The following is a 17,691-nucleotide window of genomic DNA, read 5'->3' on the forward strand; positions in this document are numbered from 1 at the left end:
CGACCGGCACCCCCGGCGCCTACACACTCGGGTTCACTCAAGACGACGCCGGCGCAACCGCGATCGCTGTCACCCTCACCACCCGCGAAGGCGGCACCGCCCCCTACATCGACATCACCCTCGCCCCTTGACAGGCTTCCGGTCCCACCATGCCGATCGACGGGCGCGCACAAGCGAGATTGAAGAGCGCGCGGATAGCTAGAATTTGCCCTTCCCCAGCGGCGACAGCGGCGGCTTGTCTTGGGGCATGGCGGCGGTGCTGAGCTGTTCGTTGTGCAGGGTTTCTGCTTTAAGGGGACGAGGGCTGAGGCGTGCAGCGAGAACCGCCCAGATCACCATCGATATCGCGCTCATCGTAGTGATCCCGGAGTACGTGAATCCACCCAATACAGCGAAAAACGCGGCAAGCCAGGCCCCCGGCATTCCGCGCCTACTAAACAATATCAGCAGCTGTGCAGCGAGGAGGGCGATGACCGCGAGCCCTCCCAGGTCGAAGGCGAGGATTGCGTAACCGTTCTCGAGACTCGTCTCGAGAACGGTACCCTTCATGGCGTAGCTCGATCCCCAGCCATTCCCGAACACGACAACCGAGCCAATGTTCTCCAATATGTATTCGGTGGCCACACTTCGCGCGGCGGAAGAACTACCGTCGTCGCCAGAAAATCGTTCGACAAGACCGTCGAGTACCGGAAGATTTATGAAGGCAACAATTCCCACACCTACGACGATCACCATCGTTATGAGGGAGCGCAAGCTTCGTATCGCCAAGACCAAGATGATTATGGTTGCGACCACTGCCATGATCGTCGGAGTGCGTGATTCGGATAGAACGACCGCCGCCAGGAGCAGCACCAATGCCACGTACCTCGGCAGAGGGCTCCTCACTGTTACGAGTAAAGGAATCGCAATCGCGGCAGCCAAGCCAAGGTCCAGAGGACTGTCGAACGTGCCGACGGGCCGGCTGCCGGGCTGAACGCCCGCGACCGCCGCCCAGGGCAGGTTCGACCCCGCTAGCCACTGCACAATAACAAGAATCGACTCGACAACCATAGTCAAGACGAAAACACGGACGATTATGGGAACCGCGTCAGCGTCGGACCCTTGAACCACCCGGAGGCAGAAGAAGTACAAAATGCTGGAAAGAAGTGAATTTGTTAGACCGAACAGCGCAGTCGGCCCCGTCAGGGTCACGGCCATAACCACAGCCAGCGTGACACAGAGGGCCAGGAGGGAGTGTATTGCCCAGTGCGCGCGCCACTCTCGCGCAACACCTGGCGCATTGGAGAGAAGGGCGAAAGCAGCCCAAACGATCAGAAGCAGAGTGGCCGGATGCAACGCTGCATAACCCTGCCAATTACCGATCAAGACCCAGCCCGCTTGCGACGGAATGAGAAGCCGAAGGATCAGAACTATGGCCAGCACAAGAGTCGGCCTCTTCTGTAGGGACAGCGCCACCGCAACGCAAACAATGCCCCAAATAACGAGCTGTACCATGCTATATCTCCCAGTCGCTCAAGGCATCCAACCGACGGTCGTGGCGGGGGTGCGCGGGTGGAGGTCTGTGAGGAGTTTACGCGAGCGATCTGCGTAAAGATCTACACCGGGCGATGGGGCGCAGTTACGAATTTGCCCCGTCCTCAGGGTTCGACAGATAGGGCTTCCATCTTGGATCGACGATCGAATCGACTCGCTGACGATACGTCTCACCCACCATGTCCTCGCTGCTGGGCCAGTCTCTTTGGATTCGGGCCAACAAGTCTCTCGACATGGCGATCACTCGAGCCGGGTTTCCTCCGACCACACACCCGTCTGGCACCGACTTCGTGACGACGCTTCCCGCAGCTACGATCACGTCGCTTCCGATCCGCACACCGGGCATGATAATGCTCCGCGATCCAATGAAAGATCGGTCCCCGATCGATATAGGAGCATACCGGTAACGACGGAGATCACCCTTTGAAACGAGCCATCCGGTCCCGTCGTGTGTTATGAATTGCACTCCCACGCTGACCGTCACTCGATTCCCGATGCTAAGCAACCACCGTTCGGAAGCCACATCCATCGAGTAAATACGACATCCTTCGCCAACGGCGACCCCCAACTGACGCGCAGCTCGCGGGCCACCCACCAGCTTAGACATGATGTAGAACTGCAATGAGGCTGGGATGAGACGCTTCACTTCTCCCGACCATCCTCGAGAACTGCGGACAAAATAGGTGGCGTATATGCGCGATCGATCTGGGGATCGTTTCCGCCCACGTTGTGGCGCCAAAGCGCCACTCTTTGGCTCCCCGGTATCACGGAGAAAAACAAGGCGTTCTCCCGGATCTGCGAAACCCTAAAGCCTGCTTCGACGGCACAGGCATTGAGCCACACATCGTCAGCTTTAGGGGCTACTGCCCGGAAAGCCTCACCTTTTTGATGCAGGAAGTCCAAATATTCAGTCGGGTATATCACACCAGACACGCCAGTGAGAAAGTTCCTATGGCTAGGCGCCGTTCCCTTGACGGGTACCCAACTCATATACGGGGCCATCTTATTGCCAATGAGCCCGATGCGATGCGCGCGATAACAGTGGATGGACGAGGGATCCTGCGTCTGCGCTGCGACGAGGCCGACGAGCCACGACCGCGGGTAGAGAATGTCGTCGTCCGCGGTGGCGAGAGGCAACGCGTGACCGTACTCGCTCGCAACGTAGGGGTAATACTTGCCATGCGGCCCCATCGGTTCGGAACGGCGGATCTCCAGCCCCCGCCGTCTTAAGCGAGCCAAACCTGGACTCTTAACAGCAGCGTCGAGATCAGCCTCGCTGTCCAGCCACAGAATGAGCTTTCGCGGGCGCGCCTTCCCTCGCGCAATGCTCTCAATGGTGAGATGCACACTGGACACGCGCGGCCCATAAGTTGTAAGGGAGACGACTGCGGGCGAGCCCCCTCGCACGCTACGTCTGGACCACAGATTTGTCAGACTCATGAGCACGAAAAGATACGCTCGGCGGACCGTGGGAATGAATGACAGTCTCCGCGCTGTTGAAAGCATTATTCGAGTCTCCTAGTGAGGTTTACACATTACCTCGATGCGCTGTGTTGCACAGAGCATCGCTCCCTGACGACGGCACCAGACGTTGTCATCTGCGCCTGAGGATCCGACCCAACGCGCGCTTTAGCGCTGCAAGATCAGTAGAACGCAACTTGTAGAAGTCGGACCAGATGAACCCGTGGTACTTGACAGTCCAAGCGATGCACATATTGCTGGATACGACGTTACCCGCCAGCGTCGCGAGCGCCGCACCGACCCCGCCCAGCGGCGGAACCAGAACGAATAGCAAAACAACGTTGAGTGCGCAGGCGACGAGGATGCTGTAGCTGCGCAGCTCTGGGCGCCCTCGCGCACTCAGCGTCGCGCCCGCGATGGAGCCCGGCACGCCTACGACGACCGCGAGGGCCGCAACCAAGGCGATGGGGATAGCCCCCGAGAACTCGACGCCGAAAACGAGCGGGAGCCACCACCCGATCGGCGCGAGAACGACGATGGCACAGAGCAGACAGGCGATGAAGGTCGCTCGAGCGGCCAGACCCGCCCGAGCATTGTCCCGTTGCGCGGCGTCGCTGGAGAACATAACCTCTCGCGTCGCGGAGTTGATGATCAGCGGCACTTCGCTCACGTTGACAGCGACCGCATAGAGACCCAGCTGCGCCGCACCTCCCAGGGGGAGGATCAGGAGCTGATCGATGCGCATGAGCAGCACCCCCGCAACCGATCCGAGCCACGCCTTCGTCCCATACGCGAACGTACGACGGGAGGATGTGGGTCGAGAGCTACGAGCCAAACTCGGCTTCGCCCCGATGAGTCGCACGTAGGCGAAACCGGCAAGAACTGGACCGAGCACGGTGACGAGCGTGGCAGTGAAGAGCGTGAGCTGGCCCGCGAGAGCGAAGCCGACGATTCCGGCGATGCGCAGGCTGCCGTTCAGAACGCGCTCCGTTGCGACAACTCCCCACATGTGCAGCCCAGCGGCTGTCCCGCGCAACAACGCGACCAAGAGGCCCGGGATCGTTGCCACTGTCGCGATGGTCATCAGCGTAGCGAGCCCGGACGAACCGCCTTGCGTGAGGATAGGGGAGGCCAGCCACACGATCACTACGGAGAGCATCCCCGTGCCCAGCAGGGACGACACCAGCGCGAGCCACGTCACGCGTCGGAGGTACGATCTCCGGGCGAGGACGTTCGTAACTGCATCAGGCAGGCCCAGCGTCGCGATGGCGACCGCCAGCATGAACGGCGCCGTCGCGGCCGCGAGATCTCCTCGCCCGTCGACATCGAGCGCGCGCGCCAGAATCGGCGCCGTGACGAGGACGGCTATCGGCGGAAATCCATTGCCCAGGATGGACAGCGCCACATGGCGGGCGTGCGAGCCGCTCACGCGCGCGCGCCACGCAATCCAAGGATCAACGACCACGTCTGCTCGCGGAACATCTCTCGGCGCGCCTCGCTCGACCGCATGGCATCCGCGATCCGTGCCCGGCGTTCCTCGGGATCGACGGTAGCCGCCTCGGCGATCTTGTGGGCGAGTGTGCCAGCGTCGTGGATGTCGGTCGCCAGCCCCATCTCTTCCAGTACCGAGGCGAATCGCACTTGATGATCGTCGACGTGCTCGGCGTTCGCGTGACGTCGACCGAGGACCAACGGCCACACACCGGCATCCAGGGCGCCAAAGACATTGCCGGGACTGGCCTGCGATATGAAAATGTCGGCCCACTCCAGCGACTCGGCGACGCCCTGAGGCGTAAGGTAGTCGACCGCACGCTCGACGCGATCGGAAATCGCAGACCACTCCCCGACGCCGTACTGGACGATGTAGCGGTGGTCTCCCGCCTCGTCAACGGCAAGAGCGACGGCGTCGAGCAAGCGCTGGAACGGTTGCTCATGGGTTCCGACGGAGACGTAAATGTTCATCGGCTTCTCGTCACCTGTTCCCGATGCGGGTAGTCCGTCAGCTGCGTATCCCACTGGCACACATAAAGATCCGTGACCGGCTTCGTCAGCCTGGCGGTCATCGTGGCGTTGTCGACGCGATCGAAGCACTCGATGAATACGTTCTTCGTATCGAAGAAGAGCTTCCCGGCGAAGAAAAAGGGGACCGCCGCCGCCGCCCCACTGCTCACGATGATCTCTGGGCGCTCTCGTCTCAGCACCGAGAACGCTCGCTTGAGATTGATGAGCAACGCCTTGACGCTTCGATTCGTCGGCCAGTACAGGCCGTAGGACCTCATTCCGCTGATCTTGCTGGCCGCGTCGGGCTTCAGGAACGTGGCGATCGCGATATCCACGCCCTCGGGCTGGGGTAGAAGAGCAAGCAGCTGGTCGAGGTGACCGCCGCTGCTGCACACGAACAGGACACGCGTAGATGTGGTCACGAGGTGAGCCTCTCCGCCCGCTGCACCCACATGTCCGCAGCGCTCTGCATCGAGAAGGGGCGGATGTAGTCGATCATCTCCTCGGCCGGTGCGACGGCGCCGTCGAGCATGTCGACCACTCCATCGGCCAGGGCAGCGGAATCGCCGACCGGATAAGTGCGCATGATGTCGTCGCGGTCCCCCAGAGCGCGATGCATCTCGTCCGGCCCGATGGCGTCGGCCGCGAGGACAGGCGTGCCCACCGCCATGGATTCCAGGAGCACGATGCCCCACGCTTCGCTTCGCGCGCTGTGGACGAGGACATCGGCCGCGGCCATGAACGGGTACGGGTTGCTGTGCCCGCCGTGCGCCGTGATAGTCAAGAGCCCGCGCGGGTCGTCGAACGCGTCGAGTTCCTCGCGCAACGGCCCTTCGCCGACAATGTGCCAGTGCAACGGGCGATCGATGGAGAGCAACGCGTCGCGGGTGATGTCCAAACCCTTCCGACGAATCAGGCTGCTGACCGACACGATGTGCTGGCCAGACCCGAAGTCCACCGAGGCGGACGCGACGAGATCATTGGTCTTGGCGATATCGACGGTGCTCGGAATGATCGCCGGCCGCGTCCGGAGACGGTAGACGTCCACCATCGAGTCCGCGACGGTCTGCGTGTTGGCGCTGATGTGCTCGCGGTGATTGAAGATCCAACCGATGAGGCTCTGCTTGGCGCGGCCGAAGCGGATGTACTCGGCGTGATCGGTCGGGTCGAGGTCCTCGCAGTAGTTGTAGACATGGTGGCGCGCGCCCGGAAGACCATCGACCATGGCGCAGGCCAAGATGCTCGACCACAGCTTGACGATCACGAGCGCGGGCGGGATGCGCCGCAGGACGACATAAAGACGACGAGCGACGTCCGCAGTAGCCAGGTGGCTCTCGAGCCCGAGATCGTGAACGATCACGCCATCTGAGATCTCGGACGCAAGCCCCTGCCCGCCGCGATGGAGGATGACGTGGATCTCGTGGCCTTGACTCGCCAAGTGGTTGGCTACGATGACCGTCTGACGTTCCGCGCCGCCGAACCTTAGGTGCGGTTGGAGGAAGATGATCCTCGCCATGTAGTGGATACCCCCGGGTGATCGCGTGCGGTGCCAGATAGGTCATCGGGCTAGGCCGCGGATGAGACGGTACCATTCATGTGTGTCCGTCTAATGACATAACGGACTCGATTGCGTACGGCGGACGAAGGGCTCTTAGCGTGCCGGAGTTGCGGACCGCCGAAGCCGTCGAGCTGCTTCCCGCCGTCGTTCTAGGCGTCGCGCGGGAAGTCGGATCTCGCGCTCTCATCATCAAGGGGCAGGGCCTTTCAATCCAGGGTCTACGCCCTCCCCGTACTTCCGGTGACGTCGACATCTGGGTGGCACCGGCAGACTTCGAGATATTCGTCGCTGAGATGAAGTCGCGCGGCTGGTACGACCGCGACGAGAAGGTCCTTGCGCCCCTCACAGGGCCGGCCAGCGTTTTCACGGTTCACTCGGTCACCCTCAACGGGCCAGGCTGGCCGATCGCGTTGGACGTCCACCGGTGCTACCCCGGCTTCTTCGCCCCGCCGACGCACCTTTTCGACGAGATCTGGGCCGCAAGAGAGTTCGTCGAGTTGGGCGGACAATGGTGCCCCATCCCCCAAACCGCCGATCACTGGCTCCTCGCGATGCTCCATTCTCTCCGCGATGGAAATGTCGCCCAGCTGGAGCAACTCGAGGAAGGGGCTCGGAACATGCCCCCCGAAGCCTTCCTGAGGCTTCGAGAGCGAGCGGTGACGCTCGGGGCGGTGGAGCCCCTTCGCGAACGCCTCGGATCGTGGGGGTGGCAGTTCCCACCCCCGGGCAGCGAGGAAAAGCGACTTCTCACGGAATGGGATCTCGCGATCTCCGATGCGCCGCACGGCGATCTCGCCCATGTTTCCGAACTGGTCCGCGCCCGCGGGTGGGCACGATTCGTCGTGGTATGGCGCGCAGTTTTCCCTCCCGAGAGGACGTTCCGCCTTTTCCACGAGGTGGGTCCTGGCCGTTGGGGCCTCTTCCTTGCGTACGCGCGACGCTGGAAGGGTGGCGTCGCCGCGATTCCTCGAATGGTGTCCTATGCGCGAAGAATGCGCCGCTTCAGCCGGAGAGAAGACTCCGCATCCTCAGCAACGAACCAGACCCCGCTGACCTAGATCTACGAGGAACGCCTCCACGTCGTTCGCGATGTCGTCGTGCAGAGACTCCGCTTCCTCACTCAGTCGCGCGACGATCTGTGCGGCGGAGATCGGCCCGATCTCCGCGACGATCGACCAGATGGCCGCTCCCCAGCCGTCCAGCACCACGGGGGGTTCCATTGACGCGCGACGGGCGAGATAGACCTCAGCTTGGTCGGTCGTCGCACATACGACGTCATCGGCGAGGCTCCATTGCGCGTCGGCGGCCATCACACCAAGCTCGCGGAGCGACCGAACGGCGTGATTCAGCCGGGTCGGTGCGAAGCCCAACGACCGGGCGAGCTCGTCGCCGGGTGTTCCATTCAGCCGGCACCAGACTGTCAGGAGGTCATCAGCCAGGATGACGAGTCGATTGTCCTGCGTGAGAACGACTACTGAGCTCGCGGCCCGCACTGCTTCCTTCACGCCTCCGCGCCACAGCCCGTCCGGCCGCGCGGAAGTGGAACGCCGAGAAAGGTCCAACCCGCCGTTCCAGGGAACGCGAGCCGGGGCGGCCGAGAAAACGACGAGCCCAATCTTCGGTCCCATCGGCATTTGCTCGTCAATCATCGCTCGCAAAAAGGACAAAAGCCCGGGGCGATCGGCTCCCCGAATGGTCGACTCGAAGGCCCTGTGGATCGCCTCGGCACCACCGAGGGAGCCGTCTTCGGCAGCGAAGGCCACGCCGGAAAGTTCTCGCAGCCGTCCGTTGGAGTCAACTCGCCCGGCACGATCAACGGCAATCTGCCGCCCCTCCGCTTCCGTCCCGCCGACGACCAAGACGAGTTCACCAGACTCGACGTCCTGTAGCGCGCCCCGAACAAGCCAGATGTGCTCCCGCGGGGTTTCGTGCGTCACCGGTGTTCCGTCCTTACTCCGTCGTGTCATCCCTTTCGATACTGCCATCCGTGCTGTGACGGCCGGGGGTCAGGCCCTCGGTATCATGAGCCGGACCCGTAGTCCTGTTCCAACTAGAACAGTGGGTCCCGACGGCAGAGGAGACTGGGACAATGCAGTTCGCCACGCCCGATCCTCCCTCGATCGATGCCCTCGGGGCGCAGTTCCGGCTTACGGGTGCTGTCCAGCTCCCGGATGAGACTCGGAGATTGATTGCCGCAGTATGGCGGGACTGCCTCGTCCCGACCGGCGTTGGCGGCCCTCTTCGCACGCTCGGGGTCTCCGAGACGATGTTCGACGACCTCGCTCGCGGCCTCTCCGACCTCTCCACCCGGGTCACCCTCGCCGCCCTGGATGCACTCCGGGGTACCCGGCTCCTCCTCCACGCCGCGGGTGTCACCGCAGACGACGGACGCGTCCTCGCGCTGGTCGGTCCCTCCGGGCGCGGTAAGACGACCGCCGCGACCCACCTCGGCCGGCACTTTGGGTATGTCAGCGACGAGAGCGTCGCAGTCGACCTCGACCTGGCCGTCTGGCCCTACCGCAAACCGCTCTCGGTGATCGTCGACGGAAAGCCCTTCAAACAGCAGATCGCTCCGAGCGACCTGGGCCTGCGGCCGCTCCCCGATGCGCCCTTGCGTCTGGCCGGCATCACCCTCCTCGAGCGTCAGCCCGACACCGACGACCCCGGTGTTCGGACCGTCGATCTCGTCGACGCCATCTGCGAGCTGACCCCGCAGATCAGCTATCTGCCCGAGCTCCCCTCGCCCCTGCAGTACATCGCGCGAATCGTGGATCAGGTGGGTGCCGTCACGCGCCTCGTCTACCGGGATGCCGCTGAGCTGCCGGCGATGGTCACGGCGATGTTCGCGTCGCGGCCCGCCGCCGCTCAGGAATGGTCGGTGGCGCCACGCCCTGCGCAGACAGGCCCCTGGCGCTGCGCCGAGGTCGACGACGCGATTCTGGTCGAGGGCCGCGCATGCATCCTTCGCGATGGCGTCGTCACCGCCCTCGACCACCGGGGCTGTCTCGTCTGGAGAATGTGCCTCGAGGGCGCAACGTCCGAGCAGATCACGGCGGCGGCGATCACCGCGTTCGGCGCCCCTGCCGACGGCGCGGCCGAGGAGCTGATCGCCGAGACGCTCGACGACCTCCGCACCCACGGCTTCGTCTCGCCCGCATGACCTCCTCCGCCGACACCACGGCCCCGCCGACCCGCTGGCGACGCGTTCGTCGTTCCCCCCTCACGCATCTCGCGCTGGCTCTCCTCCTGCTCGCACTCGTGCAGGGTTTCGTGATCAAGCCGTTCCAGGTCCCATCCGAGTCCATGTCCCCCACCCTGGAGACCGGTGACCGCATCCTCGCGAGCCGCATCGCCTACTCCGTCTCCGCTCCCGGGGCCGGCGACATCGCGGTGTTCTCGCGCCCGGAGAGCTGGGGCCCGACTGCAGACCGCAGTCCTCTCCGCATCGCGGTCGGCTGGGTCGGCGACATCGTCGGGTTCGGTCCGAGCAACCACGACGCGCTCGTCAAACGCATCATCGGCGAACCGGGGTCGACCGTCCGCTGCTGCACCGACCAGGGCGCGGTAGAGGTGAACGGCATCCCGCTCGCCGAAGAGTACGTCGTGAAGGACCTTCCCTTCACCCCCGGGGTGAGCGACTGCACCACCACCCCGTTGTCGCCCCGCTGCTTCGGACCGATCACCGTTCCTGCCGACGAGTTCCTCGTGATGGGCGATAATCGGGCGAATTCCGCTGATTCGGTGATCGCGTGCCGAGGAATCCCCTCTGCGTCGGCCGGGTGCGCGCGCTTCGTCCCCCGCGGGGACATGCTCGGGAAGGTCGTCTCGATCGTGTGGCCGCTCGACCGCCTCCGCCTGTTCTCCGACGGCGGCTGAACGCGCCGTCTGCGGAGGACGCCGGCCACTGGATGCCACGACCCTGCGGCGCGGTCGTCCGCAGCGCCTCTCAGCCCGCTGCGGCGAACAGCGCACCGCAGGATGCGTCGACCGTGACCGGGGTCGCCGACGCCGTGGGCGTGTGCCGCAGCTGCAGCGGGCCGAGCGGACCCTCGGGCAGCTGGACGGTCGACGACACCGTCCGCGATTGCCCCTGAGGGACCACCACGAGCCGGCTCAGCGCGCTGTTGCCGTCCTGGGACCCGGAACGGTCGAAGCCGGACTTCTCGCTCGTCGCCGGCTCCGTCGCGATCACCTGACCCCCGGGCGGCGCGAAGAACAGCACGTCCAGCATCATCGACGTCCGCGGCAGGCCGAAGTTGCCGTTGCGGGCGCCGAGCGTGTACTTGCTCTGGATGCTGTCCGGGATCGAGTTCGTCAACGTCGTCGACGTGGTGATCGTTCGCGCGGTGGCGTCGCACGTCGCCGCGACCGACTGGGTGAGGTGGTACTCGAGCTTTCCGACCGAGTAGTCGTTGAGATAAGTCCCCACCTGCGTGGCCTCGGTGTTGTCCATGCGCAGCGCGCCGTCCAGCCCGAGCTCCCGGGACAGTCGCTGCGCCTCCTCGTCGGTGAACGACAACAGCAGCCGCTGCTCCTGCGCCGAGGTGCTGAGCGCGTCCAGCATCTTCGCCGGATCCCACGCGCCCGAGGTCAGGTGGGTGAAGACCGCGCGCGAAACCTCCGAGAAGAACACGTCCGAGTCGCGGCCGGACGGGAACCGCTCGTACGCGTCGCTGAGCAGCACCTTCACGGCGTTGTCGCTCGTGATCTGCTCGCCCGCGACATCGACCGGGCCAGCGACGGCGAGCATGTGCGACAGGACGACCGGGTCGATCGAGATCACCCCGTCGAACCGCTCGCCGTTCGTCCGGTTCCAGAGGTCCTGGAAGAGCTGCACGGTCGTCGGGTAGCTCGGCGTCATCGTGTAGTCCTGCGAGTAGCGCGCGAACGTGGACGGATACAGACCGAGCGTCTCCGCGGGGATGTCGCTGAACTGCTCTCCCGCGGTGCCCTCCTCGTAGAACGTCGCCGAGCTCGCCTGGTCCAGCAGCTCGAACTTGCCCTGGTCGACCTTCATGATGATGCTCGCCGCCGGGTTTCCGCCGGTGGCCCGGATCTCGGCGTTGTTCTGGAAGACGATGAGATACGTCTTGCTCCCCTCGCCGCCCGCCATGCTCAGCAGGGTCGGGAGGTACCGGTTCACGACGTCGAGGGTCGGGGCCGTCCGGTCGATCACGTCGCGGATCTCGCCCACCGGTCCCGCGACGGGTCCGAGGAGCTGATCCGACCGGATGCCGTCCGTCTCGGCCTTCGCGGCCGTGAACGCCTGCGACACGACGGGGATCGACGCCTGCGCTTGCTGGAACGGCTGAAGATCGAAACCGCCGCCCTCGAGCGCGAGCTTCTTGATGTCGAGGTCGGCGATCATCTGCATCCCGGGCGGCAACGCGTCGCGCACGAGGATGTCGACCGCCCGGGTCACGCGCGAGACGGCGTCGATGTTCGCCCCGACGACGGGGACGTCGGATGCCATCTGCCACAGGGGCCCCTGCACGGTCGCGGCTGCACGGGCTGTGCGCACGCTCACGTCCTCCGCCGCCGCCTGGAGGCCTGCCTCGTCCTTCGCCTCGACGAGGGACGTGAGCTTTCCGAGGACGGCCTTGGAGACCAAGAGGTCTTCGCGCACCTCCATGGCCTGGACGGCCAGGGTGGCGCCCAAGACGCCGACCACCGCGACCGTTCCGCCGAGGACACCCAGCACTCCTCCCACGACCCAGGGCCACGCGCGCCGACGACGCGACGTCGCCCCCGTCCCCTCGGTGGTGTCCGCGCCGTGCTCCGCCGCGAGGGCGGAGGACTCGGCGTTGCGCGGATTCGACGACGCACTGTTCCTGGCATCCCGACGGAGGTTCTCACCCATGCGCTGAATCCTAGGTCAGACGACCTGGACGGCTTCTGTTCGCCCGCCCATCGGCATCGCGCTCCGTCACACGAAGAGAGGCGCCAGCGCGAAGCCGACCCCGACGAAGACCGAGCTGAGCCCACCGATGATCGGCAGGGCCGTCGTGCCCGACCGTCGTCCGACGACGTACCCGACGACGGCCAGCACCACCCCGACCCCGGCGGCGGCCAGGCCGAGCAGCGGCGCCCGGTCGACGATCGTGGAGGAATCCGCCTGGAGGAGCAGCAGCGCACCGATCGCCGGCACCCCCGCCGCCGCGATCGCTAGCAGGAGGGACACGACGCCGAGGATGCGGGAGAGCGGCTTCACCCGAGCGACTCTACCCGGCGACATCGCACGGCCCCGAAGGGCGACCCCCACGCACGGCGAAGGGCCGGGCCCGAAGGCCCGGCCCTTGCCGGTCAGTCCGAAGAGGACTTACTTGAGGATCTTGGTGACGGTACCGGCACCGACGGTGCGGCCACCCTCACGGATCGCGTAGCCGAGGCCCTCTTCCATGGCGATCGGCTGGATGAGCTCGACCGACATCTCGGTGGTGTCACCGGGCATGACCATCTCGGTGCCCTCGGGCAACGTGATGACGCCGGTCACGTCCGTGGTACGGAAGTAGAACTGCGGGCGGTAGTTCGTGAAGAACGGGTTGTGGCGGCCGCCCTCTTCCTTGGACAGGATGTACGCCGTGCCCTCGAAGTTGGTGTGCGGGGTGACCGAACCGGGCTTCACGACGACCTGGCCGCGCTCGACGTCGTCACGCTTGGTGCCGCGCAGGAGCAGACCACAGTTCTCGCCGGCCCAGGCCTCGTCGAGCTGCTTGTGGAACATCTCGATACCCGTGACAGTGGTCTTCTGCGTCGGGCGGATGCCGACGATCTCGACCTCGGAGTTGATCGCGAGGGTACCGCGCTCGGCGCGACCCGTGACGACCGTTCCACGACCGGTGATGGTGAAGACGTCCTCAATGGGCATGAGGAACGGCTTGTCCTTGTCACGCACCGGGTCGGGGATGGACTCGTCGACGGCCTCCATGAGCTCGACGATCGAGTTGACCCACTGCTCGTCGCCCTCGAGAGCCTTGAGGCCCGAGACGCGCACGACGGGGGCGTTGTCGCCATCGAAGTCCTGCGAGGAGAGGAGCTCGCGCACCTCGAGCTCGACGAGCTCCAGGATCTCCTCGTCGTCGACCATGTCGGCCTTGTTCAGCGCGACCAGCAGGTAGGGGACGCCGACCTGCTTGGCGAGCAGCACGTGCTCACGCGTCTGGGCCATCGGGCCGTCGGTCGCCGCGACCACGAGGATCGCGCCGTCCATCTGAGCGGCACCGGTGATCATGTTCTTGATGTAGTCGGCGTGACCGGGCGCGTCGACGTGAGCGTAGTGACGCTTCGGGGTCTCGTACTCGACGTGCGAGATGTTGATGGTGATACCGCGCTGGCGCTCTTCCGGCGCCGAGTCGATCGACGCGAAGTCACGCTGAACGTTGGTGGCCGACGGGAACTTGTCGGCGAGCACCTTCGAGATGGCAGCGGTGAGCGTGGTCTTGCCGTGGTCGACGTGACCGATCGTTCCGATGTTCACGTGCGGCTTGGTCCGCTCGAACTTGGCCTTAGCCACTGGGTCCTCCTCAGGACGGTCGTGCAGAGTCACGGGCGCTGGATTGCGACCGGTTCTCTACGGGGATGGTTCTCAGGTTACTAGAGAGTCGGTATTGAGTTTGAGCGGATGCCGGGAACCCGGCCGGGGCACGAGCTCCCGGCATCCGTGAGAGCGGTGTTACTCGCCCTTGTTCTTCTGGATGATCTCGTCGGCCACGGCCTTCGGGACATCGGCGTAGCTGTCGAACTCCATCGAGTAGACGGCGCGACCCGAGGTCTTCGAGCGCAGGTCACCGATGTAGCCGAACATCTCCGACAGCGGCACGTTGGCCCGGACGACCTTGACGCCGGCGGCGTCTTCCATCGACTGGATCTGGCCACGACGAGAGTTCAGGTCACCGATGACGTCGCCCATGTACTCCTCGGGAGTACGGACCTCGACGGCCATGATCGGCTCGAGGATCGTGGGGTTCGCCTTGCGGACGGCCTCCTTGAAGCCCATCGAACCGGCGATCTTGAACGCCATCTCCGAGGAGTCGACGTCGTGCGACGCGCCGTCGAGCAGGATCGCCTTGACACCCACCATGGGGTAGCCGGCGAGCACGCCGACGTTCATGGCGTCCTGGAAGCCCTGGTCGGTCGGCGAGATGTACTCGCGCGGGATACGACCACCGGTGACCTTGTTCTCGAACTCGTAGGTCTTGTCGGCCGTGACCTCGAGGGGCTCGAGCGCGAACTGGATCTTCGCGAACTGGCCCGAACCACCGGTCTGCTTCTTGTGGGTGTAGTCGTGGCGGTCGACCGACTTGCGGATCGTCTCGCGGTAGGCCACCTGCGGCTTTCCGACGTTGGCCTCGACCTTGAACTCGCGCTTCATGCGGTCCACGAGGATGTCGAGGTGCAGCTCGCCCATGCCCTTGATGACGGTCTGACCGGTCTCGGAGTTCTGCTCGACGCGGAACGTCGGGTCCTCTTCCGCGAGCTTCTGGATGGCGACACCCAGCTTCTCCTGGTCGGCCTTGGTCTTGGGCTCGATGGCGACCTCGATGACCGGCTCCGGGAACGTCATCGACTCGAGGACGACCTGGTTGGCCGGGTCGCACAGGGTGTCACCGGTGGTGGTGTCCTTGAGGCCGATGACGGCGTAGATGTGACCGGCGGTGACCGAGTCGACCGGCATCTCCTTGTTGGCGTGCATCTGGAAGATCTTCCCGATGCGCTCCTTCTTGCCCTTGGTCGCGTTGACGACCTGGGCGCCGGAGTCGAGGTGACCCGAGTAGACGCGGATGTAGGTGAGGCGACCGAAGAACGGGTGCGTCACGATCTTGAACGCGAGCGCCGCGAACGGCTCCTCGCGGTCGGCGTGGCGCTCGATGACGATCTCTTCGTCCTTGGGGTCGTGCGCCTCGATGGCGGGCACGTCCAGGGGCGAGGGGAGGTAGTCGACGACCGCGTCGAGCATGGGCTGCACGCCGCGGTTCTTGAACGCCGAGCCACACAGGACCGGGTACAGCTCCGAGTTGATCGTCATCTTGCGGATGGCGCCCTTGATCTCGGCGACCGTGAGCTCCTCACCACCGAAGAACTTCTCGAGGAGCGCGTCGTCGGACTCGGCGACGGTCTCGAGCAGCTGCTGGCGGTACTCGGCGGCCTTGTCTGCGAGGTCGGCCGGGATCTCCTGGATCTCGTACTTCGCACCCATGGTCACGTCACCCTTGGCATCGCCGGGCCACACCAGGGCGCGCATCTCGACGAGGTCGATGACGCCGACGAAGTCGTTCTCGGCACCGATGGGGAGCTGGATGACGAGCGGCTTGGCCTTCAGGCGGTTGACGATCGTGTCGACCGTGAAGTAGAAGTCGGCGCCCAGCTTGTCCATCTTGTTGACGAAGCAGATGCGGGGGACGTCGTACTTGTCGGCCTGACGCCACACCGTCTCGGACTGGGGCTCGACGCCCTCCTTGCCGTCGAAGACGGCGACGGCACCGTCGAGCACGCGGAGCGAACGCTCGACCTCGACCGTGAAGTCGACGTGTCCAGGGGTGTCGATGATGTTGATCTGGTTCTTGTCCCAGAAGCAGGTGACGGCGGCGGAGGTGATCGTGATGCCACGCTCCTGCTCCTGCTCCATCCAGTCGGTGGTCGCGGCACCGTCGTGCGTCTCACCGATCTTGTGGTTGACGCCCGTGTAGAACAGGATGCGCTCGGTCGTCGTCGTCTTGCCGGCATCGATGTGCGCCATGATGCCGATGTTGCGGACCTTGTGGAGGTCGGTGAGCACGTCTTGTGCCACGGGTGTCTTCCTTACCTGTTGGGAGGTTGATGCCGGGCCCTTAGCGGGTCCGTGACCGGGGTGCGTTCACGGACCCGCCGCGGGTTTTACCAGCGGTAGTGCGCGAAGGCGCGGTTCGACTCGGCCATCTTGTGGGTGTCCTCGCGGCGCTTGACCGCGGCACCGAGGCCGTTCGAGGCGTCGAGGATCTCGTTCTGCAGACGCTCGGTCATCGTCTTCTCACGACGACCCTTCGCGTAGCTCACGAGCCAGCGCAGCGCGAGGGTGTTCGCGCGGTGCGGCTTGACCTCGACGGGCACCTGGTAGGTCGAGCCACCGACGCGGCGGCTCTTTACCTCGAGGGTGGGGCGCACGTTGTCGAGCGCCTTCTTGAGGGTGGCGACGGCGTCCTGGCTGTTCTTCGCCTCGACACCACGGAGGGCGTCGTAGACGATCGACTCGGCGAGGGACTTCTTGCCGTCGACCAGGATCTTGTTGACCAGCTGCGTGACGACGGGAGCGCCGTACACCGGGTCGTTGACGACGGGACGCTTCGGGGCGGGACCCTTACGAGGCATGGTTCTCAGCCCTTCTTCGCGCCGTAGCGGCTGCGAGCCTGCTTACGGTTCTTGACAGCCTGGGTGTCGAGCGCACCGCGGACGATCTTGTAACGGACACCGGGGAGGTCCTTCACACGACCACCGCGGACGAGCACGAGCGAGTGCTCCTGCAGGTTGTGACCCTCACCGGGGATGTAGGCGGTGACCTCGGTGCCGTTGCGCAGCTTCACGCGGGCGACCTTGCGCATCGCCGAGTTCGGCTTCTTGGGGGTCGTGGTGTACACGCGGGTGCACACGCCGGCCTGCTGGGGGTTCGACTTCAGCGCGGGAGCCTTGGTCTTCGAGACCTTCGGCGAGCGGCCCTTGCGAACCAACTGCTGAATGGTTGGCACGTTCTCTCCTTGTTTGTGCTGCACGGTGACAGCGTCGTGTCTCCCCCGAGACCTCGCGCATCTTGCGATTCGTGACGTGTCGGGCTCACGTGTGATCCGCCGCGCGTCAGAATGATCGGACGCGGTAGTGGTGGATATGCCGTGGGGGTGACCTGTTCGCAGGTCATTCCCTGAGATGGTGCGAGCGTTGTTCCGTGTCGCCGGCCCGAGGGCATGACGCACGGCGCGCGTGAACGCACACCCGCTCAATGATACGCGCCCGAGAGGGTGCGGGCAAACGTGGCCGACGCGATGCTCAGCCCATCAGCAGGAACAGCGCGACGGCGGCCGCAGAGGCGACGACGACGATCGCCGCCAGCAGGAGGAAACCCCGCGTACGACCGCGTCGGACCGATCGCGGGCGTACGCGGGGTTTCCTCC

17 protein-coding genes are annotated in these 17,691 nt (G+C 64.9%); 3 read left to right on the forward strand and 14 right to left on the reverse strand.

Going from position 1 to position 17,691, the window contains the following annotated elements; all coding sequences use genetic code 11:
* Positions 1-198: 198 nt before the first annotated feature.
* The 7 genes from FE256_RS14345 to FE256_RS14375 all read right to left on the reverse strand — a co-directional run bounded on the left by FE256_RS14345 (position 199) and on the right by FE256_RS14375 (position 6,511).
* Positions 199-1,494 (reverse strand): hypothetical protein, encoded by a 1,296-nt coding sequence (locus FE256_RS14345; protein ID WP_138176896.1) that lies wholly within the window; start codon positions 1,492-1,494, stop codon positions 199-201.
* 124 nt (positions 1,495-1,618) lie between these two features.
* The gene (locus FE256_RS18595; protein ID WP_212743527.1) at positions 1,619-2,140 is read right to left on the reverse strand and encodes an acyltransferase; all 522 of its coding nucleotides are present in this window, start codon (positions 2,138-2,140) and stop codon (positions 1,619-1,621) included.
* 35 nt (positions 2,141-2,175) lie between these two features.
* On the reverse strand, positions 2,176-2,889 hold the full coding sequence (locus tag FE256_RS14355; protein ID WP_138176902.1) for a hypothetical protein: 714 nt from the start codon (positions 2,887-2,889) through the stop codon (positions 2,176-2,178).
* A 238-nt stretch (positions 2,890-3,127) separates the two neighbouring features.
* Positions 3,128-4,399, reverse strand: a complete 1,272-nt coding sequence (locus FE256_RS14360) for an oligosaccharide flippase family protein (protein WP_171024349.1) — start codon at positions 4,397-4,399, stop codon at positions 3,128-3,130.
* A 20-nt stretch (positions 4,400-4,419) separates the two neighbouring features.
* Positions 4,420-4,956, reverse strand: a complete 537-nt coding sequence (locus tag FE256_RS14365) for a glycosyltransferase (protein WP_171024350.1) — start codon at positions 4,954-4,956, stop codon at positions 4,420-4,422.
* Positions 4,953-5,417: a glycosyltransferase family 28 protein gene (locus FE256_RS14370; RefSeq protein WP_171024351.1), complete on the reverse strand. Its 465-nt coding sequence runs from the start codon at positions 5,415-5,417 to the stop codon at positions 4,953-4,955. Before FE256_RS14370 ends, FE256_RS14365 begins: the two co-directional genes overlap by 4 nt.
* Positions 5,414-6,511, reverse strand: a complete 1,098-nt coding sequence (locus FE256_RS14375) for a glycosyltransferase (RefSeq protein ID WP_138176911.1) — start codon at positions 6,509-6,511, stop codon at positions 5,414-5,416. Before FE256_RS14375 ends, FE256_RS14370 begins: the two co-directional genes overlap by 4 nt.
* Positions 6,512-6,651: 140 nt before the next feature.
* On the opposite strand from FE256_RS14375, the gene FE256_RS14380 reads away from it, so the two are divergent.
* Positions 6,652-7,611: a nucleotidyltransferase family protein gene (locus FE256_RS14380; protein WP_171024352.1), complete on the forward strand. Its 960-nt coding sequence runs from the start codon at positions 6,652-6,654 to the stop codon at positions 7,609-7,611.
* Here the strand turns inward: FE256_RS14380 and FE256_RS14385 are convergent.
* Positions 7,582-8,490, reverse strand: a complete 909-nt coding sequence (locus tag FE256_RS14385; RefSeq protein WP_171024353.1) for a PqqD family protein — start codon at positions 8,488-8,490, stop codon at positions 7,582-7,584. The genes FE256_RS14380 and FE256_RS14385 overlap by 30 nt on opposite strands.
* Positions 8,491-8,738: 248 nt before the next feature.
* On the opposite strand from FE256_RS14385, the gene FE256_RS14390 reads away from it, so the two are divergent.
* Together FE256_RS14390 and lepB are read left to right on the forward strand one after the other, a co-directional pair.
* A complete protein-coding gene (locus tag FE256_RS14390) occupies positions 8,739-9,713 on the forward strand; it encodes a PqqD family peptide modification chaperone (RefSeq protein WP_138176920.1) in 975 nt (324 codons plus the stop codon).
* The gene (gene lepB, locus FE256_RS14395; protein WP_138176923.1) at positions 9,710-10,429 is read left to right on the forward strand and encodes a signal peptidase I; all 720 of its coding nucleotides are present in this window, start codon (positions 9,710-9,712) and stop codon (positions 10,427-10,429) included. The genes FE256_RS14390 and lepB overlap by 4 nt, the downstream gene beginning before the upstream one ends.
* A 70-nt stretch (positions 10,430-10,499) precedes the next feature.
* Here lepB and FE256_RS14400 read toward each other — a convergent pair whose 3' ends face one another.
* The 6 genes from FE256_RS14400 to rpsL form a co-directional block, all read right to left on the reverse strand.
* The gene (locus tag FE256_RS14400) at positions 10,500-12,413 is read right to left on the reverse strand and encodes a DUF4012 domain-containing protein (RefSeq protein WP_138176926.1); all 1,914 of its coding nucleotides are present in this window, start codon (positions 12,411-12,413) and stop codon (positions 10,500-10,502) included.
* 66 nt (positions 12,414-12,479) lie between these two features.
* A complete protein-coding gene (locus tag FE256_RS14405) occupies positions 12,480-12,764 on the reverse strand; it encodes a hypothetical protein (RefSeq protein ID WP_138176929.1) in 285 nt (94 codons plus the stop codon).
* A gap of 108 nt (positions 12,765-12,872) precedes the next feature.
* Positions 12,873-14,066, reverse strand: coding sequence for an elongation factor Tu (gene tuf / locus FE256_RS14410; protein ID WP_077050668.1), 1,194 nt, complete (start codon positions 14,064-14,066; stop codon positions 12,873-12,875).
* 159 nt (positions 14,067-14,225) lie between these two features.
* Positions 14,226-16,340, reverse strand: a complete 2,115-nt coding sequence (gene fusA, locus FE256_RS14415) for an elongation factor G (protein WP_138176932.1) — start codon at positions 16,338-16,340, stop codon at positions 14,226-14,228.
* Positions 16,341-16,426: 86 nt separating this feature from the next.
* A complete protein-coding gene (gene rpsG / locus FE256_RS14420) occupies positions 16,427-16,897 on the reverse strand; it encodes a 30S ribosomal protein S7 (RefSeq protein ID WP_022878284.1) in 471 nt (156 codons plus the stop codon).
* A gap of 5 nt (positions 16,898-16,902) precedes the next feature.
* Positions 16,903-17,271, reverse strand: a complete 369-nt coding sequence (gene rpsL, locus FE256_RS14425; protein WP_013584051.1) for a 30S ribosomal protein S12 — start codon at positions 17,269-17,271, stop codon at positions 16,903-16,905.
* Positions 17,272-17,691: the final 420 nt, after the last annotated feature.

The sequence above is a fragment of the Microbacterium sp. 5K110 genome, from assembly GCF_005774735.1.
Classification (GTDB): domain Bacteria; phylum Actinomycetota; class Actinomycetes; order Actinomycetales; family Microbacteriaceae; genus Microbacterium.

Bases quoted from the DNA above. Each gene is read 5' to 3' on its own strand.
- FE256_RS18595 (WP_212743527.1), bottom strand. From the start codon at position 2,140: ATGTCTAAGCTGGTGGGTGGCCCGCGAGCTGCGCGTCAGTTGGGGGTC.
- FE256_RS14375 (WP_138176911.1), bottom strand. From the start codon at position 6,511: ATGGCGAGGATCATCTTCCTCCAACCGCACCTAAGGTTCGGCGGCGCG.
- FE256_RS14345 (WP_138176896.1), bottom strand. From the start codon at position 1,494: ATGGTACAGCTCGTTATTTGGGGCATTGTTTGCGTTGCGGTGGCGCTG.
- FE256_RS14400 (WP_138176926.1), bottom strand. From the start codon at position 12,413: ATGGGTGAGAACCTCCGTCGGGATGCCAGGAACAGTGCGTCGTCGAAT.
- FE256_RS14365 (WP_171024350.1), bottom strand. From the start codon at position 4,956: ATGAACATTTACGTCTCCGTCGGAACCCATGAGCAACCGTTCCAGCGC.
- rpsG (WP_022878284.1), bottom strand. From the start codon at position 16,897: ATGCCTCGTAAGGGTCCCGCCCCGAAGCGTCCCGTCGTCAACGACCCG.
- lepB (WP_138176923.1), top strand. From the start codon at position 9,710: ATGACCTCCTCCGCCGACACCACGGCCCCGCCGACCCGCTGGCGACGC.